This window comes from Kitasatospora sp. NPDC048286, from assembly GCF_043201735.1.
In the GTDB taxonomy this organism is placed as follows: domain Bacteria; phylum Actinomycetota; class Actinomycetes; order Streptomycetales; family Streptomycetaceae; genus Kitasatospora.
Map to the genome: position 1 here is coordinate 57472 of NZ_JBICZE010000001.1, position 21685 is coordinate 79156.

Annotated in this window: 19 protein-coding genes; 9 read left to right on the plus strand and 10 right to left on the minus strand. The window is 71.0% G+C overall.

Annotated features, from left to right (window positions below; genetic code table 11):
* Positions 1–42 precede the first annotated feature (42 nt).
* The gene (locus ACGF13_RS00275; RefSeq protein WP_392867118.1) at positions 43–1329 is read left to right on the plus strand and encodes an MFS transporter; all 1287 of its coding nucleotides are present in this window, start codon (positions 43–45) and stop codon (positions 1327–1329) included.
* 26 nt (positions 1330–1355) lie between these two features.
* Positions 1356–1910 (plus strand): Uma2 family endonuclease, encoded by a 555-nt coding sequence (locus tag ACGF13_RS00280; protein WP_392867121.1) that lies wholly within the window; start codon positions 1356–1358, stop codon positions 1908–1910.
* A 30-nt stretch (positions 1911–1940) separates the two neighbouring features.
* Here ACGF13_RS00280 and ACGF13_RS00285 read toward each other — a convergent pair whose 3' ends face one another.
* The 8 genes from ACGF13_RS00285 to ACGF13_RS00320 form a co-directional block, all read right to left on the minus strand.
* Positions 1941–3218 carry a thymidine phosphorylase gene (locus ACGF13_RS00285; protein WP_392867124.1) on the minus strand — a complete coding sequence of 426 codons (1278 nt, stop codon included), beginning with the start codon at positions 3216–3218 and terminating at the stop codon, positions 1941–1943.
* A 96-nt stretch (positions 3219–3314) separates the two neighbouring features.
* Positions 3315–3725, minus strand: coding sequence for a cytidine deaminase (locus tag ACGF13_RS00290; RefSeq protein WP_392867127.1), 411 nt, complete (start codon positions 3723–3725; stop codon positions 3315–3317).
* Positions 3722–4987 carry an ABC transporter permease gene (locus tag ACGF13_RS00295; RefSeq protein ID WP_392867130.1) on the minus strand — a complete coding sequence of 422 codons (1266 nt, stop codon included), beginning with the start codon at positions 4985–4987 and terminating at the stop codon, positions 3722–3724. Before ACGF13_RS00295 ends, ACGF13_RS00290 begins: the two co-directional genes overlap by 4 nt.
* Positions 4984–6144 (minus strand): ABC transporter permease, encoded by a 1161-nt coding sequence (locus ACGF13_RS00300; protein ID WP_392867132.1) that lies wholly within the window; start codon positions 6142–6144, stop codon positions 4984–4986. The genes ACGF13_RS00295 and ACGF13_RS00300 overlap by 4 nt, the downstream gene beginning before the upstream one ends.
* A 3-nt stretch (positions 6145–6147) precedes the next feature.
* A complete protein-coding gene (locus ACGF13_RS00305) occupies positions 6148–7674 on the minus strand; it encodes an ABC transporter ATP-binding protein (RefSeq protein ID WP_392868739.1) in 1527 nt (508 codons plus the stop codon).
* A 346-nt stretch (positions 7675–8020) separates the two neighbouring features.
* Entirely contained in the window at positions 8021–9082 is a 1062-nt protein-coding gene (locus ACGF13_RS00310; RefSeq protein WP_392867135.1) for a BMP family protein, read from the minus strand.
* A gap of 258 nt (positions 9083–9340) precedes the next feature.
* Positions 9341–10594, minus strand: a complete 1254-nt coding sequence (locus ACGF13_RS00315) for an amidohydrolase (protein ID WP_392867138.1) — start codon at positions 10592–10594, stop codon at positions 9341–9343.
* Between the two features lie 212 nt (positions 10595–10806).
* Positions 10807–12396 carry a methylmalonyl-CoA mutase gene (locus ACGF13_RS00320; protein WP_392867141.1) on the minus strand — a complete coding sequence of 530 codons (1590 nt, stop codon included), beginning with the start codon at positions 12394–12396 and terminating at the stop codon, positions 10807–10809.
* 134 nt (positions 12397–12530) lie between these two features.
* Between ACGF13_RS00320 and ACGF13_RS00325 the strand changes: the two genes are divergently transcribed.
* The 7 genes from ACGF13_RS00325 to ACGF13_RS00355 all read left to right on the plus strand — a co-directional run bounded on the left by ACGF13_RS00325 (position 12531) and on the right by ACGF13_RS00355 (position 19508).
* Complete coding sequence (locus tag ACGF13_RS00325; RefSeq protein WP_392867144.1) at positions 12531–13286, plus strand: SDR family oxidoreductase; 756 nt, start codon at positions 12531–12533, stop codon at positions 13284–13286.
* A 76-nt stretch (positions 13287–13362) separates the two neighbouring features.
* Positions 13363–15012, plus strand: coding sequence for an alpha/beta hydrolase (locus tag ACGF13_RS00330; RefSeq protein WP_392867147.1), 1650 nt, complete (start codon positions 13363–13365; stop codon positions 15010–15012).
* 280 nt (positions 15013–15292) lie between these two features.
* On the plus strand, positions 15293–15778 hold the full coding sequence (locus ACGF13_RS00335; protein ID WP_392867150.1) for a 2-oxo-4-hydroxy-4-carboxy-5-ureidoimidazoline decarboxylase: 486 nt from the start codon (positions 15293–15295) through the stop codon (positions 15776–15778).
* 295 nt (positions 15779–16073) lie between these two features.
* On the plus strand, positions 16074–16454 hold the full coding sequence (gene sdhC, locus ACGF13_RS00340; protein WP_316523755.1) for a succinate dehydrogenase, cytochrome b556 subunit: 381 nt from the start codon (positions 16074–16076) through the stop codon (positions 16452–16454).
* Positions 16455–16462: 8 nt separating this feature from the next.
* A complete protein-coding gene (sdhD, locus tag ACGF13_RS00345) occupies positions 16463–16954 on the plus strand; it encodes a succinate dehydrogenase, hydrophobic membrane anchor protein (RefSeq protein WP_392867153.1) in 492 nt (163 codons plus the stop codon).
* A 38-nt stretch (positions 16955–16992) separates the two neighbouring features.
* The gene (gene sdhA / locus ACGF13_RS00350; RefSeq protein ID WP_392867155.1) at positions 16993–18735 is read left to right on the plus strand and encodes a succinate dehydrogenase flavoprotein subunit; all 1743 of its coding nucleotides are present in this window, start codon (positions 16993–16995) and stop codon (positions 18733–18735) included.
* On the plus strand, positions 18735–19508 hold the full coding sequence (locus ACGF13_RS00355) for a succinate dehydrogenase iron-sulfur subunit (RefSeq protein ID WP_224277932.1): 774 nt from the start codon (positions 18735–18737) through the stop codon (positions 19506–19508). Before sdhA ends, ACGF13_RS00355 begins: the two co-directional genes overlap by 1 nt.
* A gap of 64 nt (positions 19509–19572) precedes the next feature.
* On the opposite strand, the gene ACGF13_RS00360 is transcribed toward ACGF13_RS00355, so the two are convergent.
* Entirely contained in the window at positions 19573–21228 is a 1656-nt protein-coding gene (locus ACGF13_RS00360; protein WP_392867158.1) for a hypothetical protein, read from the minus strand.
* A gap of 89 nt (positions 21229–21317) precedes the next feature.
* Positions 21318–21575, minus strand: coding sequence for an SCO4848 family membrane protein (locus tag ACGF13_RS00365; protein WP_392867160.1), 258 nt, complete (start codon positions 21573–21575; stop codon positions 21318–21320).
* Between the last annotated feature and the right edge of the window lie 110 nt (positions 21576–21685).

Sequence of the window (21685 nt, forward strand, 5' to 3'; positions counted from 1 at the left end):
TGCATTGGACGCATCAACGACGGCAGGCCTACGGTCGACGTCATGCAGCCCTCCGATACCAGGGCGTCCGTGACCTCCCCGGACGCCCCCGCCACCGCCCCCTCCCCCGCCGCCACCGCGGACGACCGCCACCGCCCCGGCCAGCGCGCCTTCCGCCGCGCCAACCTCGCCCTGTTCGCCGCCGGGGTCGCGACCTTCGTCCTGCTCTACTCCACCCAGGGCCTGCTGCCGGTCCTCTCGGCCGACCTCGACCTCACCCCCGGCCAGGCCAGCTGGACCGCCTCCGCGGCCACCCTCGGCCTCGCCCTCGGGCTGCTCCCGGCCAGCGCGCTCTCCGACCGCCACGGCCGCACCGCCGTGATGACGGCCTCCACCCTCGCCGCCTCCGCGCTCGCCCTCGCCCTGCCCTTCGCACCGGACCTCACCACCCTCGTCACCCTGCGGGTCCTCCAGGGCATCGTCCTCGCCGGGCTCCCGGCCACCGCCATGGCCTACCTCGCCGAGGAGGTCCACCCCAGCGCGCTGCCCTCCGCGATGGGCCTGTACGTGGCCGGCAACAGCATCGGCGGGATGGGCGGCCGGCTGCTCTCCGGCTGGACCGCCGCCGGGCTCGGCTGGCGCTGGGGCCTCGCCGCCTCCGCCGTCCTCGCCCTGGTCGCCACCCTCGCCTTCCGGCTGCTGATCCCCGCCGCCCGGCACTTCACCCCGGCCCCGGTGGACGCCCGCGCGCTCGCCCGGACCGTCGGACGGCACCTGCGCAACCCGCTGCTGGTGCGGTTGTACGCGCTCGGGATGCTGTTCATGGCGGTGTTCGGCGCGGTCTACAACACCGTCGGCTACCGGCTGATCGCCGCGCCGTTCCACCTGCCGGAGTCGATCGCCGCCTCGATCTTCGTGGTCTACCTGGTCGGCACCGGCACCTCCGCCGCGGCCGGACGGCTCTCCGGTCGGCTCGGCCGGCGCGGCGCCCTCTACGTCTCCATCGGCGTCACCGCGGCCGGCCTGCTGCTCTCCCTCGCCGGGTCCCTGCTCTGCGCGCTGCTCGGCCTGGTCCTGATCACCGCCGGCTTCTTCGCCGGCCACGCCACGGCCTCCTCCGCGGTCGGCCGCACCGCCACCGAGGGCCGCGCCCAGGCCTCCGCCCTCTACCTGATCGCCTACTACCTCGGCAACAGCCTCGGCGGCACCCTCGGCGCCGACGCCTACCACGCCACCGGCTGGCCCGGCGCCGCCACCGTCGGCCTCGCCGCCATGGCCCTGGCCACCGCCGTCACCCTCCACGCCACCCGCCGGGCCCACACGGCCCGACAGGCGGTCGCGAACGCTTGACAGCAGCCGCGGATACACTCCGGAACATGAGCATCGATCCTGCTGCGTATGCCCGGCTGCTCGAGATCGCGGATCAGCTGCCGAAGGTGCCGGGGATAGGGAAGATCGAGATCGCCGACGGCCAGATCGTCATGATGGTGTCGCCCGTGAAGCGCCACGAACTCGCCGTGCTGCGCCTCTCCCGACAGCTCAACGCCCAGTTGCCCGTCACTCACCCCGGCCACATCGCCTACCACGGTGCGGATCTCCAGGATGCGGGGCTCGGCCAACTGCGCGACCCGGACCTGATGGTGTTCCCCGAGGCGACCTTGGAGGGCGAGCAGCGGGCCGTCCTCCCGCACGAGGTTCTGCTGGTCGTGGAAGTCGTCTCCAAGTCCAACCCGGAGAACGACTACCACGACAAGGTCCGCGACTACGCGGCCATGGGGATTCCGTTCTACCTGCTCGTCGATCCCCGTACGGGCACGGGCATCGTGCACTCGGAACCCGGTTACGAGGCCCGGGAGAAGTTCGCCTTCGGCGACCGGATCGCCGTCGGTCCCTGGACGCTCGACACCAGCGGTCTGCTCACGTACGCCTGATCCGGCGTACGTGAGCAGACCTCACCACCCTCAGGCGATGCGGTCGAGGACGATCGGGTTCGGCGTGAACGCCGTGCCCGCCGGGGCGACCACGACGGCGCCGGCCAGGGCCTCGACGGCGTAGTCGAAGCGCTCCGGGGTGTCGGTGTGCAGGGTCAGCAGGGGCTGGCCGGCCACCACGGTGTCGCCGGGCTTGGCGTGCATCTCGACGCCGGCGCCGGCCTGGACCGGGTCCTCCTTGCGGGCCCGGCCGGCGCCCAGGCGCCAGGCGCAGACGCCGACGGCGTAGGCGTCCAGCGTGGTGAGAACGCCGGAGGCGGGCGCCGGGATGACGTGCTGCTCGCGGGCGACCGGGAGCGGGGCGTCGACGTCGCCGCCCTGGGCGGCGATCATGCGGCGCCAGTGGTCCATCGCGGAGCCGTCCCGCAGCGCGTCCGCCGGGTCCTTGCCCTGCACGCCGGCCGCGGCGAGCATCTCGCGGGCGAGCGCGAGGGTCAGCTCGACGACGTCGGCCGGGCCGCCGCCGGCGAGCACCTCCAGGGACTCCCGGACCTCCAGCGCGTTGCCCGCGGTGAGGCCGAGCGGGGTGGACATGTCGGTGAGCAGGGCGACGGTGTTGACCCCGGCGGTGGTGCCCAGGCCGACCATGGTGCGGGCGAGTTCGCGGGCGTCGTCCAGGTTCTTCATGAACGCCCCGGAGCCGACCTTGACGTCCAGGACCAGCGCGCCGGTGCCCTCGGCGATCTTCTTCGACATGATCGAGGAGGCGATCAGCGGGATGGCCTCGACGGTGCCGGTGACGTCGCGCAGCGCGTACAGCTTCTTGTCGGCCGGCGCGAGGCCGTCGCCCGCCGCGCAGATCACCGCGCCGGCGTCGCGCAGCACGTCCATCATCTCGTCGTTGGAGAGCAGGGCGCGCCAGCCGGGGATGGACTCCAGCTTGTCCAGGGTGCCGCCGGTGTGGCCGAGGCCGCGCCCGGAGAGCTGCGGGACGGCGGCGCCGCAGGCGGCGACCAGCGGGGCGAGCGGCAGGGTGATCTTGTCGCCGACGCCGCCGGTGGAGTGCTTGTCGCTGGTGGGCAGCGGCAGCGAGGAGAAGTCCATCCGGACGCCGGAGCGGATCATGGCGTCGGTCCAGCGGCTGATCTCGCGCGGCTGCATCCCGTTCAGCAGGATCGCCATCGCCAGCGCGGACATCTGCTCGTCGGCGACCTCACCGCGGGTGTAGGCGTCGATGACCCAGTCGATCTGAGCGTCGCTCAGCTCTCCGCGATCGCGCTTGGTCCTGATGACGGAGATGGCGTCCATGCGTGCTCCAAGAGGGGTTTCAAAAGCGAAGAGTGTCGCGAGATGACCGGGTTCCGGCCCACTCGCGACACTCTACGCGCGTAACAGAAAGGGAAGCTAGAGCCGCTCCGGCCCGAACGCGTCGGGCAGGACCTCGCTCATCGGCTTGATGCCCGAGGGCAGTTCGACCAGCAGCCCGGGACCGCCGTGCTCGTACAGCAGCTGGCGGCAGCGCCCGCACGGCATCAGCAGCTCGCCGGCGCCGTCCACGCAGGTGAAGGCGACCAGCCGGCCACCGCCGGAGGAGTGCAGCGCGGACACCAGCCCGCACTCGGCGCACAGCGCGAGCCCGTACGAGGCGTTCTCCACGTTGCAGCCGGTGACCACCCGGCCGTCGTCCACCAGCGCGGCCGCGCCGACCGGGAACCCGCTGTACGGCGCGTACGCGTGGCCCATGGCCTCGCGCGCCGCCGAGCGCAGCAGCTCCCAGTCGATCGCGGACGGCACCGCGGCCGCGGAGGCGGTCACTTGCCCTGGCCCTTGCGGTAGATCTGGCCGTCCGCCTTCGGCATCCGCAGTCGCTGCGAGGCCAGCGAGAGCACCACCAGGGTGATCACGTACGGCGTGGCGACGATCAGCGGGCGCTGCACCTCGTCGGTGAGCGAGTACCAGGCGATCAGGCCGCCGGCCACCACGAAGGAGATCACCGTCGCGGTGTACTTGCGGCGGTACAGCTGCCACAGCGCGAGCAGGATCATCGCGATGCCCACGGTCAGGATCAGCACGTGCACCGACTCCGGGTCGCGCAGCTGGAGGCTGTCGGTGAAGCCGAACAGGCCGGCGCCCATGGCGAGGCCGCCGGGCATCCAGTTGCCGAAGATCATCGCCGCGAGGCCGATGAAGCCGCGGCCGAGGGTCTGGCCGTCCTTGTAGAAGTGCGCCGCGACCAGCGAGAGGTACGCCCCGCCGAGGCCGGCGAAGGCGCCGGAGGCGACGACCGCGAGGTACTTGTACTTGTAGACGTTGACGCCCAGCGACTCGGCGGCGGTCGGGTTCTCACCGCAGGAGCGCAGCCGCAGGCCGAACACCGTGCGCCAGAGCGCGAAGTAGCTGACCACGATCAGCGCGCCGGCCAGCAGCACGACCACCGAGATGTTGGTGACCAGGCCGCCGAGCACGCCCGCGATGTCCGAGACGAAGAACCAGTGGTGGCTCTCGATGTCCTTCAGCCAGGAGGACAGGCCCGGGATGGTGATGTACGGCAGCGGGTCCGCCGGCGGGGACTGGTTCTGGCCGGCACCGACCGAGATGTAGTCCTTGTAGTAGATCCGGTTGACGTACGCGCAGATGCCGGGGATCAGCAGGTTGATGCCGACGCCGGAGACGATGTGGTCGACGCCGAAGGTGACGGTGACGACCGCGTGCAGCAGACCGCCGAGCGCCCCGCCCAGCATGCCGGCCAGCAGGCCGACCCACGGGTTGACCAGGTAGCCCGCCCAGGCACCGCAGAAGGTGCCGGCGACCATCATGCCCTCGAGGCCGATGTTGACCACACCGGCCCGCTCGGACCAGAGACCGCCCAGACCGGCCATGCCGATCGGCACGGCGGCGCTGAGCGCGGCGGTGACCTGCCCGGAGGAGGTCAGCGAGTGGTTGCCGGTGGCCATGCCCACGGCGGAGAACAGCACCAGGGCGCCCGCGATCAGCAGGAGCACCACCGGCCAGGACAGCTTGCGCTTCTTCGCGGGTGCGCCCGACGCCTTCGGACGGGCAGCCGTTGCCGTGCTCATGCGGACACCTCCTTCTTCTCGTTGGCCGCGGCAGCCTGGGCGGCGAGCTGGGCGCCGACCTTCTGCTGCTGGCGCTTCAGCCCGTAGCGGCGCACCAGCTCGTACGCGACGACGACGCAGATGACGATGGTGCCCTTCATGACGTCGACGATCTCGAAGGGGAAGCCGCCCTTGAGCGGCAGCTGGGAGCCGGCGGCGTCCAGGAAGGCGAACAGCAGCGCCGCGAAGGCCATGCCGATCGGGCTGTTGCGGCCGAGCAGGGCGATCGAGATGCCCAGGAAGCCCAGGCCGGGCTGGAAGCTCTGGCCGAAGTAGTACGAGTTCTGCATCAGCTCGGGCAGGCCGATCAGACCGGCGATCGCGCCGGAGACCGCCATCGAGATGATGACCATCTTCTTGACGTTGACGCCGGAGGCGGTCGCGGCGGACTCCGAGCGGCCGGTGGCGCGCAGGTCGAAGCCGAAGCGGGTGCGGGTCAGCACGACCTGGAAGACCACGCCGACCAGGGCGGCGACGAAGATGAAGCCCCAGAGGGTGCCACCGTTCGTCTCGAACGCGAAGAAGTGGCTGGACTGCGAGATCGGCTCGGTCTGGATCGAGTTGCTGGTGCCGCTGACCTTCGGCGCGAATATGCCGGGGACGAGCAGCAGACCGATGATCGCGACCGCGATCGAGTTCAGCATGATGGTCGAGATGACCTCGCTGACGCCGCGGTAGACCTTCAGCAGACCGGCGATGCTCGCGTACAGGCCGCCGACCAGCATGGCGGTGACCAGCAGCAGCGGGATCTGGAGGAAGGCCGGCAGGTCGAGCTGGGCGCCGACGAAGGCCGCGAACAGCGCCGCGACCTTGTACTGGCCCTCGACGCCGATGTTGAACAGGTTCATCCGGAACCCGAACGCGGCGGCCGCGGCGGCCAGGTAGTACGTGGTGGAGCGGTTGAGGATGTTCACCTGGCCGTCCGCCTTGGTGGCGTACGTGATCATCACGTCCCAGGCGTCGAACGGGTTCTTGCCCGAGGTCGCCAGCAGGACGGAACAGATCACGACGGACAGCAGGACGGCGAGCACCGGCGCCGCCAGTGCGAGCACGATCCGCTCACCGCTGAACCGCTGCGCCAGGCCGGGCTTGGCCGCGGCGGGGTTGGGACTGGTCATGGGTTACTCCCCCGCCTGCGGGTCGTCGGCGGTGTCGGTGGGCTGGTGCCCGGCCTCGGCCTCGGTGCCCTCGGCCGCGATGGCCTGCGCCTCGGCGACGGCCTCCGGCTCGGACTCCAGGTGGCCGCTGGCGGCACCGGTCATCGCGGTGCCGAGGTCCTCGGCGGTGACGGTGGCCGGGTCGGCGTCGGCGACCAGGCGGCCGCGGTAGATCACCCGGATGGTGTCGGACAGGCCGATCAGCTCGTCCAGGTCCGCGGAGATCAGCAGGACGGCCAGGCCGGCCCGCTGGGCGACCCGGATGTGCTCCCAGATCTGCGCCTGCGCGCCGACGTCCACACCGCGGGTGGGGTGGGCGGCGATCAGCAGCTTGGGCTGGTGGCTCATCTCGCGGCCGATGATCAGCTTCTGCTGGTTGCCGCCGGAGAGCGAGGCCGCGGTGACCTCGATGCCGGGGGTGCGGACGTCGTACTGCTCGACGATCCGCCAGGTGTCCGTACGGGCGGCGGCCGGGTCCAGCAGCACGCCCTTGGAGTTGGGCGCCTCGGTGACGTGGCCGAGGATGCGGTTCTCCCAGAGCGGGGCCTCCAGCAGCAGGCCGTGCTTGTGGCGGTCCTCGGGGATGTAGCCGATGCCGGCCTCACGGCGGGCCCGGGTCAGGCTGCCGGAGAGGTCCTTGCCGTCCAGGGTGACGGTGCCGGCGTTCAGCGGCAGCATCCCCATGACGGCCTCGACCAGCTCGGCCTGGCCGTTGCCCTCGACACCGGCGATGCCGAGGATCTCGCCCTTGTGGATGCGCAGCGAGATGTCGTCCAGGACGACGCGCTCGATGCCCTCGGCGTCGGTCTTGGCGATCCGCAGGTCCTCGACGTCGAGCATCACGGTCTCGGTGACGGTCGACTCGCGGCTCTCCGGGGAGGGCAGCTCGGCGCCGACCATCAGCTCGGCGAGCTGGCGGGCGGTGACGGCCTTCGGGTCGGCGTCGCCGACCGTGGTGCCGCGCCGGATGACGCTGATCGCGTCGGCCACCGCCAGCACCTCGTGCAGCTTGTGCGAGATGAAGATGACGGTGACGCCCTCGGACTTGAGGTCGCGCAGGTTGTCGAAGAGCGCGTCGACCTCCTGCGGGACGAGCACGGCCGTGGGCTCGTCGAGGATCAGGATCTTGGCGCCGCGGTACAGCACCTTGAGGATCTCGACGCGCTGGCGGTCGGCGACGCCGAGGTCCTCGACCAGGGCGTCCGGGCGCACGCCCAGGCCGTACTGGTCGGAGATCTCCTTGATCTTCGCCTTCGCCTTGGCGCCGATGCCGTGGAGCTTCTCGCCGCCGAGGACGACGTTCTCCCACACCGTGAGGTTGTCGGCGAGCATGAAGTGCTGGTGCACCATGCCGACGCCGCGGGAGATGGCGTCACCGGGGGTGTTGAACTCGCACAGCTCTCCGTTGATCGCGATGGTGCCCTCGTCCGGCTTCTGCATGCCGTAGAGGATCTTCATCAGCGTCGACTTGCCGGCGCCGTTCTCGCCCATCAGGGCGTGCACGGTGCCGGTGCGGACGGTGAGGTTGATGTCGTGGTTGGCCACGACACCCGGGAAGCGCTTGGTGATGCCGCGCAGTTCGACGGCCGGTGTCGCCGTCCCCGCGCTGGGGGTGCCGTCCTTGCGCAGGGGGACGGGGTCGGATGCGGTGATGGCGATCTCCTGGTGGTCTGGAGGCGCGTCGTTGCGCACGGAGGGCCAAGGGGGAACGTGGAGACGGAACGGGGCCCGGGGGTACGCGTTGAGCGCACCCTTCCGGGCCCCTCCCGTGAACTGTGTGGTTGCACCGCGCTGCCGGGCAGGCGGCAGGCGCTGCGGCGTCCGGGACGCGCGGTCGTTACTGGGCGGCCGGCGCGGTCGGGATCGTGGTGGCGCCGGACTTGATCGCGTCGGCGGCGGCCTTCAGCTTGTCCTGGATGTCGTCGATCTTGCCGCCGGTGGTGGCGAGCGAGACGCCGTCGGCCTTCAGGTCGAACAGCTTGACGCCGGTCGGGCTCTGGCCCTGCTTGACCGACTGGACGTACGAGAACACCGCGGTGTCGACGTTCTTGACCATCGAGGTCAGGATGCTGCCCTTGTACTTCGCCAGGGCCGGCTGGCTGGCCTGGTCGGAGTCGACACCGATGGCCAGGGCGCCCTGCTTGTTGGCGACGGCCTCGATGGCGCCGTTGCCGGAGGAGCCGGCGGCGGTGTAGATGACGTCCGCGCCCTTGTCGAGCTGGCCCTGGGCGGCCTCCTTGCCCTTGTCGGGCGAGGAGAAGCCGGTGAAGTCCGGCGGGGTGGTCAGGTAGGTGGTCTCGACCGCCATGTTCGGGTCGACGGACTTCACACCCGCCTTGAAGCCGGCCTCGAACTTCTTGATCAGCTCGGACTGCACACCGCCGATGAAGCCGACGTGCTTGGCCTTCGACTTGTTCGCGGCGGCGACACCGGCCAGGTACGAACCCTCCTGCTCGGCGAAGAGCAGCGAGGTGACGTTGGCCGGCTGGTCCTTGTCGTTCGAGTCGATGATCGCGAACTTGACGTTCGGGTTGTCCTTGGCGACCTTGTTGACCGCCGGCTGGTACACGAAGCCGACCGCGATGATCGTCTTGTAACCCGCGTCGATCAGGTTCTTGAGGCGGGTCTCCTTGTCGGCCTCGGCCTCGCCCTGCTTGGCCTCGGCCTCGGTCACACCGACGCCCAGCTCGGACTTGGCCTTGTCGAGGCCACGGGCGGCGGAGTCGTTGAACGACTGGTCGCCACGGCCACCGATGTCGTAGGCCATGCCGACCTTGAGCGAACCGTCGCCCGAGCCGGAGGAGGAGGTGTCGGTGCTCTTTGCGCCGCAAGCGGCGAGCGAGGCCATGCCCAGGGAACCCGAGAGCACAACCGCGGCGAGCTTCATTGAACGGCGCAAGGGGATATCTCCTTCTACACGCAACCGTTTGGCGTGGTCGGACGCCACCGTAACGCGCGTAGAACACGGTTGTGTTACGGGGTGCCAGAGCATTCGGGTTGTTATCAAACCGTGGTCTGATGTTCTTCCTGAGGCTCTATCCCATGCGCGGACGGTGATCCGGGGGGTCGGTTCGCCCAGTTTACGGAACCGTTCCTGCACCCCCGGATCCGGCCGTTTCCACCCCCCTCGCGGGCCGCGCCGACCCCGGATCCGCCGTCAGCTGCCGTCCGCCTCCAGGGCCAGCGCCGAGAACAGCTCCACGCCGATTCCGATCGCCCGTTCGTCCACGTCGAACCGCCCCTGGTGCAGGTCCCGGACGGTGGGGTCGCCGGGGGCGCGGACGCCGAGCCGGGCCAGCGCGCCCGGGGCGTGCTCCAGGTACCAGGAGAAGTCCTCGCCGCCCAGGCTCTGCTCGGTGCCCTCCACCACCACGGCGCCGTCCCCGCCGAAGCGGTCGTTCATCGCCTCGTCCAGCAGGGCCACCGAGACCGCCTCGTTGACCACCGGCGGCACCCCGCGGTGGTAGTCCAGCGTCCACTTGGCCCGGTAGGTCTCGGCCAGCTTGGCGATCAGCTCGTGCAGCAGGTCCGGCGCCTCGCGCCAGCCGTCCAGCTCCAGGCAGCGGACGGTGCCCTCCAGCTCGGCGTGCTGCGGGATCACATTGGGCGCGGAGCCGGAGGCGATCCGCCCCCAGACCAGGCTGACGCCCCAGCGCGGGTCCATCCGGCGGGCCAGCGCGCCCGGGAGGTCGGCGGCCGTCTTGGCGACCGCGGTGACCAGGTCGGTGGTCAGGTGCGGACGGGCGGTGTGCCCGCCGGGGCCGTCCAGGTGGAGCACCAGGCGGTCGCAGGCCGAGGTGATCGCCCCGACCCGCAGCGCGATCCGGCCGACCTCCACCTTCGGGTCGCAGTGCACCGCGAAGATCCGTCCGACGCCCGCCATCCCGCCGGCCTTGATCACGTCCAGCGCACCGCCCGGCATGACCTCCTCGGCGGGCTGGAACACCAGCCGGACGGGGCGGCGCAGTTCGCCGGTGCGGACGGCCTCGGCCAGCACCAGTCCGGTGCCGAGCACCACCGAGGTGTGCACGTCGTGGCCGCAGGCGTGGGCCCGGCCGGGGACGGTGGAGCGGTACGGCACGTCGGTCTTGGCGTCGTCGATCGGCAGCGCGTCGATGTCGGCGCGGAAGGCCAGGAACTCCGTCCCCGGGGTGGTGCCGGGCGGGACGATGTCGACGAGCAGACCGGTACCGCCGGGCAGCACCCGGGGTTCGAGGCCGGCGGCCACCAGCCGGTCGCGCAGCAGCCCGGTGGTACGGAACTCCTGGCGGCCCAGCTCCGGGTGCCGGTGCAGATCACGGCGGAAGGCGATCAGCTCGGGCTCCAGCGCCCGGACCCGCTCGCGCAGATCGGCGGCGGGACGTGCGACGGCGAGAGTGGCGCCCGGCTGAGCGGGCTCAGGACGGTTCATCTCCCCAATCGTAGGCCTGTTGGGGGGATTTGGCCCGACTTCCGGAAAATTAGTCCCCGGATGGGCGCATACCGGCCGGACACGTGGGTATGACATCTTGTTTCAGCCGCCTTCCCCGGGTTGCGTGCCCTGTGCAACGACCGCCCGCGCCGACGGTCACGGCCACCATCCCCGGGGCGAAACCGGCAGGTTGACGGCCGTTCAGCGGGACGTCAGAAACGCTCCACCGGGGAGTACGTCCCCCACACCCCGCGCAGCGCGTCGCACACCTCGCCGACGGTGGCCCGGGCGGCCAGCGCCTCCTTCATCGGGTACAGCACGTTCCCCGTTCCCTCGGCGGTGCGGCGCAGCCCGTCCAGCGTCCGGGTGACGGCGCCGGCGGAGCGCTCGGCCCGCAGCCGGGCCAGCCGCCGCGCCTGCCGCTCCTCGATCGCCGGGTCCACCCGCAGCGGCCGGTACGGCTCCTCGGTGTCCGACCGGAAGCGGTTGACGCCGACCACGGTCCGCTCCCCGGAGTCGGTCTCCCGCTGGAGCCGGTAGGCGGTGCGCTCGATCTCGCCCTTCTGGTAGCCGCGTTCGATCGCGGCCACCGCGCCGCCCTGCTCCTCGATCCGGTCCATCAGCGCCCGGGCGGCGGCCTCCAGCTCGTCGGTGAGCGACTCGACCGCGTAGGAGCCGGCGAACGGGTCGACGGTGGCGGTCACGTCGGTCTCGTACGCGAGCACCTGCTGGGTGCGCAGGGCGAGCCGGGCGGCCTTCTCGGTGGGCAGCGCGATCGCCTCGTCGAAGCTGTTGGTGTGCAGCGACTGGGTGCCGCCGAGCACCGCGGCGAGCGCCTGCACGGTGACCCTGGCCAGGTTGACCTCGGGCTGCTGGGCGGTGAGCTGCACCCCCGCGGTCTGGGTGTGGAAGCGCAGCATCTGCGAGCGCGGGTCCCGGGCGCCGAATCCGTCCCGCATGATTCTGGCCCAAATCCTGCGCGCGGCGCGGAACTTGGCCACTTCCTCGAGAAGGGTCGTGCGGGCCACGAAGAAGAACGAGAGCCGCGGGGCGAAGTCGTCCACGGCCATCCCGGCGGCGAGCGCGGTGCGGACGTAGGCGATGCCGTTGGCCAGGGTGAAGGCGACCTCCTGCGCGGGATCGGCCCCGGCCTCGGCCATGTGGTAGCCGGAGATGGAGATGGTGTTCCAGCGCGGGATCTCGGCCCGGCAGTACCGGAACACGTCGGCGACCAGCCGCAGCGAGGGCTGCGGCGGGAAGATGTAGGTGCCGCGGGCGATGTACTCCTTCAACACGTCGTTCTGGACCGTGCCGGTGAGCGCCGCCGGCGCCACCCCCTGGGCCTCGCCGACCAGTTGGTAGAGGAGCAGGAGCAGCGCGGCGGGCGCGTTGATGGTCATCGAGGTGGACACCCCGCCGAGCGGGATGCCGTCGAACAGCTCCGCCATGTCCTCGACGACGTCCACGGCGACGCCCACCCTGCCCACCTCCCCGGCGGCGAGCGGGGCGTCCGAGTCGTAGCCCATCTGCGTGGGCAGGTCGAAGGCCACCGAGAGGCCGGTGCCGCCGCCCGCGATCAGCTGCCGGTAGCGGGCGTTGGACTCGGCGGCGGTGCCGAAGCCCGCGTACTGGCGCATCGTCCAGGGGCGGCCGGTGTACATCGTCGGGTAGACGCCCCGGGTGTAGGGGTACTCCCCCGGCCGGCCCAGCCGGGCGCCGGCGTCCCAGCCGGCCAGGGACTCGGGGCCGTACAGCGGCTCGATCTCGAAGCCCGACTCGGCGCGGCGCGGTTCGGCTGCCATGGGGGTCCTCCGGAGATGGGGATCGGGTCCTCGCACTATCGGGGTCCCCGCGGCGCGGAGGGCGACCGGCCCGCCGGGGCGGCGGCGCGGTTGAGATGATCGGGTGAACGACCGACGAGCCCCAGGGAGTGGCAATGACCGAGCAGAAGGTGGCCGTGGTCACCGGTGCCAGCAGCGGAATCGGCGCGGCGACCGCCCGCCGGCTGGCCGCCGAGGGCTTCGACGTGGTGCTGACCGCCCGCCGCACCGACCGCGTCGAGGCGCTGGCCAAGGAGATCGCCGACCGGGGCGGGTCCGCCCGGGCGGTCACCCTGGACGTCACCGACCGGGCCGCGGTGGACGCCTTCGCGGCCGCGGTCGGCCGGGTGGACGTCCTGGTGAACAACGCCGGCGGCGCGATCGGCGCGGAGACCGTCGAGCAGGGCGACCCGGCCGACTGGCGGGCGATGTACGAGGTGAACGTGCTCGGCGTGCTGCACGTGACGCAGGCCCTGCTGCCGGCCCTGCGGGCGACCGGCGACGGCACGGTGCTGGTGCTCTCCTCGACCGCCGCGCTGGCCGCGTACGAGGGCGGCGGCGGGTACGTCGCCGCCAAGCACGCCGCGCACACCATCGCGGCCACCCTGCGGCTGGAGCTGTGCGGGGAGCCGATCCGGGTGATCGAGATCGCGCCCGGGATGGTGAAGTCCGAGGGCTTCGCGGTCACCCGGTTCCGCGGCGACGAGGAGAAGGCCGCCGCGGTGTACGCGGGCGTGGCCGAACCGCTCACCTCGGAGGACATCGCGGACACCGTGGCGTGGGCCGTCACCCGGCCGTCGCACGTGAACATCGACCTGCTGGTGGTCCGCCCCCGGGCGCAGGCCGCCAACCACAAGGTGCACCGCGGCTGAGCCGGACCGGGCGGGCGGCCCGGGGCCGGGGGGGGTCAAGATCGAACACGTCACCCCCCGGTGGTACACACGTGCGATGAGAACCTTCCGGGCCGCCCGCCCACGGGTGCTGCTGACCGCCCTGGCGGCAGGCACCCTGCTCCTCACCTCCGCCTGCGACGACGCCGCCAAGCCGGCCCGGGAGCAGGCCGCCGGCACCACCGCGCCCGCCGCCGCGACCCCCGCGGCCGCCCCCACGCCGACGCCCAAGCCCACCGGCGAGGCCGACCCGGCACTCAAGCCCTTCTACGGCCAGCAGGTCGCCTGGGCCGACTGCCCGGCCGACCCGCAGGCCCAGAAGGCCAAGATCGACATATCCGGGATGCAGTGCGGCAAGCTGCACGTCCCGCTCGACTACGCCAACCCCGCCGTCGACGCGCTCGACATCGCGCTGATCAAGTACCCGGCCGCCAAGCCGGAGCAGCGGATCGGCTCGCTGATGGTCAACCCCGGCGGCCCCGGCGAGTCCGGCGTCGGAATGGTCAAGTTCGGCGCCAAGCAGTTCGCCGGCACCGTGCACGACCGCTTCGACGTGATCGGCTTCGACCCCCGCGGCACCGGCGACAGCTCCCCGGTCGTCTGCTACGACGACAAGCAGCACGACGCCCTCAACCAGACGGACGCCCCGCTCGACCCGGCCACCCGCAGGGCCGAGCACGTCAAGCAGGCCACCGAGCACGCCGCCGCCTGCCAGGCCAAGGCCGGCAAGCTGCTGCCCTTCGTCGGCACCCGCAACACCGCCCGCGACCTGGACGTACTGCGCGCCGCGGTCGGCGACAAGCAGCTCAACTACCTCGGCATCTCCTACGGGACGTACCTCGGCGCGCTCTACGCCGAGGAGTTCCCGAAGAACACCGGCCGGCTGATCCTGGACGGCGCCGTCGACCCCGGCCAGGACCGGCTCGACCACGGGGTCGACCAGCAGGTCGGCTTCGAGAAGTCCTTCGAGCGCTTCGCCGTCGACTGTGTGGAGAACCACGCCGACACCTGCCCGCTCGGCAAGGACGAGACCAAGGCCGCCAAGAAGGCCGCCGACTTCCTCGACGGGCTGTACGACCACCCGCTGACCACCAAGGACGGCCGCAAGCTCGGCCGCGACCAGGCCTGGACGGGCACCATCTCGCTGCTCTACGGCGACGAGAAGACCTCCTGGGAGTACCTGCGCAACTCCCTCGGCTGGGCGATGATGCGCGGCAAGGGCGACTACCTGCTGGCCTTCGCCGACGACTACAACGGCCGGGACGAGAACGGCCACTACAGCCCGCTGGACGAGGCCAACAGCGCGATCAGCTGCGCCGACTCCGCCCGCCCCGCGCCCACCCCCGAGCACGCCAAGGCCGCCGTGGACCGGCTGCTCGCCGAGGCGCCGCTGATCTCCAAGGGCGTCACGGTGGACGACTACAGCGAGGCCGGCTGCGCCTACTGGCCGTTCAAGACCACGGAGACGCCGCACGCCGTCCGGGCCGAGGGCAGCGCGCCGATCCTGGTGGTCGGCACCACCGGCGACCCGGCCACCCCGTACGCCTCCGCCGAGGCGCTGGCCAAGGGCTTCGCCAACGCCACCCTGCTCACCCGGGTCGGCGAGGGCCACGGCGCCTTCAGCCGGGGCAACTCCTGCGTCGACGAGGCCCTGGCGGCCTACCTGACCGCGGGCACGATGCCGGCCCCGGGCACCCGCTGCGGCTGAGCCTGCGCAGGTGGGGGAGGGCGCGCTGACGCAAGAGCGTCAACGTCACAACTTGATAGCTCGTCCGGATGAATTCGGCGCGCGCCCTCCCAAACTGATGACGGCTCAACTACCTTTGAGGCGCTGACCGACCGACGCCCGCGCGCCCCTCGCCAGCCCCCATTCCGCCTGTTCACCACCCACTCCACCGGCACCTTCCCGCCCTCACGAGGAGGACCCGCTGGCCAGCGAGATCCCGTCACAGCGGCTCGACGTCAGAACCGAGCCGACACTCCTCGGGTTGCACCGCTTCAACGAAGCCGACGCCGGCGCCGCCGAGGAGGCCCTGCTGGCCTGCTGCGGCAGCCACCGCTGGGCCCTGCGACTCACCGCGCACCGGCCCTACCCCGACATAGAGTCCCTGCTGGCCGCCGCCAGCGAGGCCTCCTACGACCTCCGCCCGGCCGACCTGGCCGAGGCGCTGGCGGACGAGAGCTGGATGCCGCAGCCGCTGGTCGGCATGCGGGCCCCCGGCAGCCAGGCCGCGCACACCGCGCTGCGGGCGGCGCACGCCGCGTACGAGGCCAGGTTCGGCCACGTCTTCGTGGTCTGCCTGGAGGGAATCGCCCCGGAGGAGATGCTCGACACCGTGCTCTCCTCCATCCGCACCCGCCTCGCCAACGACCCGGACGAGGAGCGGCTGATCTCGGCCGACGAACTCCGCCGGATCGCCCTCAGCCGGCTGGAGCACCTGGTCGCCACCCACACGGCGGCCGCGGCCCACTAGAACTCACCCGTCCGGGTGGCTTCGCCCGCGAATCCGCCCGGACGGGTGAGTCCGGCCCTCCCGCGCCCCGCACCGCCCGGTGCGGGGCGCGAGCATGCCGTCACCCATCGTGATGATCTCGGGCTTGGTTCCCGCCCCGCTAGGCCAGAAGTGCCTGATTGATCACACCTGGGGCCCCCGGAGGCGGTTCGCAACGAGGCGTCGATAGGATGCTGGCGGCCGGTGGACCGTACCCGGCCGGGCTGACCGACACCGAAGCCGGCCGAGCCCCCAATCGCTTCCGGAGGGTTTTTCCGTGCCGGCTGGAACGCTGTACCGCGGCCGGGAAGGCATGTGGAGCTGGGTGGCTCATCGAGTCACCGGCGTCCTCATCTTCTTCTTCCTGTTCGCCCACGTCCTGGACACCGCCCTCGTGCGAGTGTCGCCGGAGTCCTACGACACCGTCATCCAGACGTACAAGACTCCCCTCGTGAACCTGATGGAGTACGGCCTGGTGGCCGCCATCCTGTTCCACGCCCTGAACGGCCTGCGGGTCGTCGCGGTGGACTTCTGGGCCAAGGGCCCGAAGTACCAGAAGCAGATGCTCTGGACCGTCGTCGGAGTCTGGGTCGTCCTGATGGCCGGTTCCTTCTACGGGATCCTCCAGCACACGCTGATCTCCTGGTTCGGGAAGTGAGCCGAGACATGTCCACGGAAATCTCCGACGCCATCGTCGTCCCGTCCAAGCAGGCGCACACCGGCAAGGGACTGGGCACCGGCAACCCGGCCGACGCGTTCGTCATCGAGCCTCCGCGCCAGCGGACCAAGAAGACCCCGCGCCGCACCCGCACCAACTTCGAGATGCTGGCCTGGCTCTTCATGCGCCTGTCCGGCATCGTCCTGGTCGTGCTGATCCTCGGCCACCTGCTGATCATGCTGGTGCTCGACGGCGGCGTCTCCAAGATCGGCTTCGCCTTCGTGGCCGGCCGCTGGGCCTCGCCGTTCTGGCAGGGCTGGGACCTCCTCATGCTCTGGCTCGCCATGCTGCACGGCGCGAACGGCATGCGTCAGGTCATCAACGACTACGCCGAGAAGGACTCGACCCGGCTCTGGCTGAAGGGCCTCATGGGTACCGCCACGGTCTTCACCGTGCTGCTCGGCACCCTGGTGATCTTCACCTTCGACCCGAACATCTAATCGGAAATCGACAGAGGCCAGAGGCGAGTTAACCCCCCATGCAGATTCACCAGTACGACACCGTCATCGTCGGCGCCGGCGGCGCCGGCATGCGCGCGGCCATCGAGTCGACGCAGCGCAGCCGCACCGCCGTCCTGACCAAGCTCTACCCGACCCGGTCCCACACCGGCGCGGCCCAGGGCGGCATGTGCGCCGCCCTCGCCAACGTCGAGGAGGACAACTGGGAGTGGCACACCTTCGACACGGTCAAGGGTGGTGACTACCTGGTCGACCAGGACGCCGCCGAGATCATGTGCAAGGAGGCCATCGACGCCGTCCTCGACCTGGAGAAGATGGGCCTGCCCTTCTCCCGCACCGAGCAGGGCCGGATCGACCAGCGCCGCTTCGGCGGTCACTCCCGCAACCACGGCGAGGCCCCGGTCCGCCGCTCGTGCTACGCGGCCGACCGCACCGGCCACATGATCCTCCAGACGCTGTTCCAGAACTGCGTCAAGCACGGCGTCGAGTTCTTCAACGAGTTCTACGTCCTCGACCTGCTGATCAACGAGGGCAAGACGGCCGGCGTCGTCGCCTACGAGCTGGCCACCGGCGAGATCCACGTCTTCCAGGCCAAGTCGGTCGTGTTCGCCTCCGGCGGCACCGGCAAGTTCTTCAAGGTCTCCTCCAACGCCCACACCCTCACCGGTGACGGCCAGGCCCTGGTCTACCGCCGCGGCCTGCCGCTGGAGGACATGGAGTTCTTCCAGTTCCACCCGACGGGCATCTGGCGCATGGGCATCCTGCTCACCGAGGGCGCCCGCGGCGAGGGCGGCATCCTGCGCAACAAGGACGGCGAGCGCTTCATGGAGCGCTACGCCCCCGTCATGAAGGACCTCGCGTCCCGTGACGTCTGCTCCCGCGCGATCTACACCGAGATCCGCGAGGGCCGCGGCTGCGGTCCTGAGGGCGACCACGTCTACCTGGACCTCACCCACCTGCCGCCGGAGCAGCTGGACGCCAAGCTGCCGGACATCACCGAGTTCGCGCGCACCTACCTCGGCATCGAGCCCTACACGGACCCGATCCCGATCCAGCCCACCGCGCACTACGCCATGGGCGGCATCCCGACCAACGTCGAGGGTGAGGTCCTGCGCAACAACACGGACATCGTCCCGGGCCTGTACGCGGCCGGCGAGGTCGCCTGCGTGTCCGTGCACGGCGCCAACCGCCTGGGCACCAACTCGCTGCTGGACATCAACGTGTTCGGCCGTCGCGCGGGCATCGCCGCCGCCGACTACGCCAACGAGCACGAGTTCGTCGAGCTGCCCGAGAACCCGGCCGAGAAGGTCCAGGCCCTGGTCGACGGCCTTCGCGAGGGCACCGGCACCGAGTCCGTGGGGCAGATCCGCAAGGAGCTGCAGGAGAGCATGGACGCCAACGCCATGGTCTACCGCACCGGCGCCACCCTGAAGCAGGCGGTCGAGGACATCGCCGCGCTGAAGGAGCGCTACAAGAACGTCTCCATCCAGGACAAGGGCTTCCGGTACAACACTGACCTGCTGGAGGCCGTCGAGCTGGGCAACCTGCTCGACCTGGCCGAGGTGCTGGCCGTCTCCGCGCTGGCCCGCGAGGAGTCCCGCGGCGGCCACTACCGCGAGGACTTCCCGACCCGTGACGACGTGAAGTTCATGCAGCACACCATGGCGTACCAGGAGGTCGCCGCCGACGGCAGCACCTCCATCCGCCTCGACTACAAGCCGGTCGTCACGACCCGCTACCAGCCGATGGAGCGTAAGTACTGATGAGCACTCCGACCGTGGAGAAGCACTCGGCCGCTCTGGACGCGGTCGAAGCCGGTGCCGTCCAGCCGATCACCGTCACCTTCCGGATCCGCCGGTTCAACCCGGAGGAGCACCCGGACCCGGTGTGGGTGGACTACCAGCTGACGATGGACCCGAAGGAGCGCGTCCTGGACGCGCTCAACAAGATCAAGTGGGAGCAGGACGGCACCCTCACCTACCGCCGTTCCTGCGCCCACGGCATCTGCGGCTCCGACGCCATGCGGATCAACGGCCGCAACCGGCTGGCGTGCAAGACCCTGATCAAGGACGTCAACCCGGAGAAGCCGATCACGATCGAGGCCATCAAGGGCCTGACGGTCCTCAAGGACCTGGTCGTGGACATGGACCCGTTCTTCCAGGCGTACAAGGACGTCATGCCGTTCCTCATCACCAAGGGGAACGAGCCGACCCGCGAGCGCCTGCAGTCCGCCGAGGACCGCGAGCGCTTCGACGACACCACCAAGTGCATCCTGTGCGCCGCGTGCACGTCGTCCTGCCCGGTGTTCTGGAACGACGGCCAGTACTTCGGCCCGGCCGCCATCGTCAACGCGCACCGCTTCATCTTCGACTCGCGCGACGAGGGTGCCGAGCAGCGCCTGGAGATCCTCAACGACCGTGAGGGCGTGTGGCGCTGCCGCACCACCTTCAACTGCTCCGAGGCCTGCCCGCGTGGCATCGAGGTCACCAAGGCGATCCAGGAAGTGAAGCGGGCGCTGGTCACCCGCCGCTTCTGATCCCGGCCTGACGACGCGAAGGCCCCCGCCCGATCCTCCGATCGGGCGGGGGCCTTCGCGCGTCTCAGCGCAGGGCGCCGAGGTCGGTCGGCGCGGACCAGCCGCTGAAGGTCACCAGGTGGCGGTCGGGGGTGACGGCCCACAGGTCCGGCTTGCCGTCCCCGTCACCGTCGCCCGAGCTTCCGAGCGTCGGGTAGGCGGCGGTGGTGAAGCCTGTGGCGACCACGTTCGCCGAGGGGTCGGCGAGGGCGGAGAAGTCGAGCAGGCCGTTGTCCTGCCTGACGACCGGGTAGGCGTGCAGGGCACCGGTGGCGCGCTCGCGAGCCCACACGGTGAGGTTGCCGGCGGCGTCCTGACCGGGGGCGATCAGGTCGTAGCCGCTCCAGTCACCGCTGGTGGCGACGGGCTGGGCGACCTGGTAGCTGCGCAGGGCCTCGACGTACGCGTAGAGCTTGCCGTTCTCGACCGCGAGGAGCCCCGGCCAGGCGGGCGTGCTCCCCTTGTGCCGGCTGCCGACCGCGACGATCTGGTCGACGCCCGACCAGTCCTCGTCGTTGTAGCCCTCGGGGCAGGGGATGGTGTTCGCGGCGGCGTCGATACACCTGGACGGCTTGTACACCAGGGTCGGATACTCGCCGCTGAAGTCGCCCTTCTGCCAGTTGGCGTAGGAGTACAGGACCTGCGGGTTGCCCTGGGAACGCACCAGCAGGTCGTCGCCGGGGCCGTGGACGTTGGCCCAACCACGGTGCAGCACGAGGTCGTCCTGCCAGCCGGCATGCAGCGGGGCGAGCCGGGCCGGGACGACCGAGGTCGGGGTGGTGTCCTCGGCAGCGGCGCTGATGATCTGCAGGTTGCCCTGCGCGTCCGGGAGCAGGATGTCCGGCACGGCATCGCCGTCGACGTCGCCGGGAACGGCCGGCTTGGGGCGCGAGTCCCAGGGGGCGTAGAAGGAGTAGCTGACGGGCTGGCTGACATTGCCCGCGTCGTCCATGGCCTGGACGGTCAGGATGTTGGTGCCCCAGTCCTTGGGCTTGAGGGTGAGCTGGGCAGTGCCGTCGGCGCCCGCCTTGACGGTGTGCCCGGAGGCGCAGTCCCAGCCGACGCCGAGCGTGCCGTTCAGCACGTACTGGTAGCAGGCCACACCGGAGGCCTGGCCGCCGGCCGGGGCGGCGTCGAGGCCCTGGATGGTGAAGACCCCGTTCTCACCGGCGTACTTGCCGGGAGTGGTGCCGGAACCGCTCTCCGGGAAGTCGGTGGAGGAGACCGACAGGCCCGGGTGCGTCAGGTCGACCCGGAAGTGGCAGGTCGGAGTGGGCTTGCCGCTGCCCGGGTCGTAGGCGGGCCAGGTCTGCCACGAGTAGGAGTGGCCGTCCGCCAGACCGCTGGTGGCCAGCCGAGCGGTGCCGCCGGTGACGTCCACGGCCGTGTCGACGACCTTGTCGTGCTCCGGGGTCGAGTCGTCCCAGACCTTGAATCGCACCTGCGGCGAGGCCGCCGACACGGTCAGCACCGGGTTCGCGACCTCCAGCCAGCCGGGGGCGGTGGTGTCGTCGCAGGCGTCGGTACGGACACCGGTGGCGGCGGAGCCCGGTGTGGGCAGCGCCTTCGGGTCGGTGACCGCGTTCCCCGGTACGGCGGCGGCACCGGGCGCCGCGAGCAGACCGACGGCGAGCGCCGCCGCGGTGGCCCCGCCGATTCGACGGGCATGCCGAAGTGTCATGAAGATTCCCCACCCTTGTGTCCAACGGATCAGCTTCCGGTGGAAGCGGTGAGGATCCTGCCAGTGGGGACCGACAGCGGCAATGGATTTCAGTCGGTGGCCGGGGTGCGGCGCGCGGCGCGCAGGCCGCGCACGCCGATGCCGCCGACGGCGATGCCGAGGACGAAGGAGGTGACGGCGAGGAGGAGGTGGATCCAGAAGAACGCCGTGGGCTGGGAGTGGTCGCCGTCGGTGAAGGCCTGGCCGCCGGAGTCCTTCCAGAGGTTCTTCACGAAGGTCGTCCAGATGATGATCGACCAGACCCCGAAGGCGGTCAGGAACCAGGAGGTGCGACGGCTGAGCTTCATGGGGGTCCTCGGCGTGTGAAGGCGGTGTGCGTCCCCAGTATGCGCGGGCCGCCGATCGGCGTAGGGCGGGCCCCTCCTGCGGAGGACGGGCCGCGGGGGGCGGGCACCGG

Bases quoted from the DNA above. Each gene is read 5' to 3' on its own strand.
- ACGF13_RS00320 (WP_392867141.1), bottom strand. From the start codon at position 12,396: ATGGCAGCCGAACCGCGCCGCGCCGAGTCGGGCTTCGAGATCGAGCCG.
- ACGF13_RS00365 (WP_392867160.1), bottom strand. From the start codon at position 21,575: ATGAAGCTCAGCCGTCGCACCTCCTGGTTCCTGACCGCCTTCGGGGTC.
- ACGF13_RS00325 (WP_392867144.1), top strand. From the start codon at position 12,531: ATGACCGAGCAGAAGGTGGCCGTGGTCACCGGTGCCAGCAGCGGAATC.
- ACGF13_RS00305 (WP_392868739.1), bottom strand. From the start codon at position 7,674: ATGGGCGAGAACGGCGCCGGCAAGTCGACGCTGATGAAGATCCTCTAC.
- ACGF13_RS00300 (WP_392867132.1), bottom strand. From the start codon at position 6,144: ATGACCAGTCCCAACCCCGCCGCGGCCAAGCCCGGCCTGGCGCAGCGG.
- ACGF13_RS00295 (WP_392867130.1), bottom strand. From the start codon at position 4,987: ATGAGCACGGCAACGGCTGCCCGTCCGAAGGCGTCGGGCGCACCCGCG.
- sdhD (WP_392867153.1), top strand. From the start codon at position 16,463: ATGTCCACGGAAATCTCCGACGCCATCGTCGTCCCGTCCAAGCAGGCG.
- ACGF13_RS00280 (WP_392867121.1), top strand. From the start codon at position 1,356: ATGAGCATCGATCCTGCTGCGTATGCCCGGCTGCTCGAGATCGCGGAT.
- sdhA (WP_392867155.1), top strand. From the start codon at position 16,993: ATGCAGATTCACCAGTACGACACCGTCATCGTCGGCGCCGGCGGCGCC.
- ACGF13_RS00355 (WP_224277932.1), top strand. From the start codon at position 18,735: ATGAGCACTCCGACCGTGGAGAAGCACTCGGCCGCTCTGGACGCGGTC.
- ACGF13_RS00360 (WP_392867158.1), bottom strand. From the start codon at position 21,228: ATGACACTTCGGCATGCCCGTCGAATCGGCGGGGCCACCGCGGCGGCG.
- ACGF13_RS00285 (WP_392867124.1), bottom strand. From the start codon at position 3,218: ATGGACGCCATCTCCGTCATCAGGACCAAGCGCGATCGCGGAGAGCTG.
- ACGF13_RS00315 (WP_392867138.1), bottom strand. From the start codon at position 10,594: ATGAACCGTCCTGAGCCCGCTCAGCCGGGCGCCACTCTCGCCGTCGCA.
- ACGF13_RS00275 (WP_392867118.1), top strand. From the start codon at position 43: ATGCAGCCCTCCGATACCAGGGCGTCCGTGACCTCCCCGGACGCCCCC.
- ACGF13_RS00330 (WP_392867147.1), top strand. From the start codon at position 13,363: ATGAGAACCTTCCGGGCCGCCCGCCCACGGGTGCTGCTGACCGCCCTG.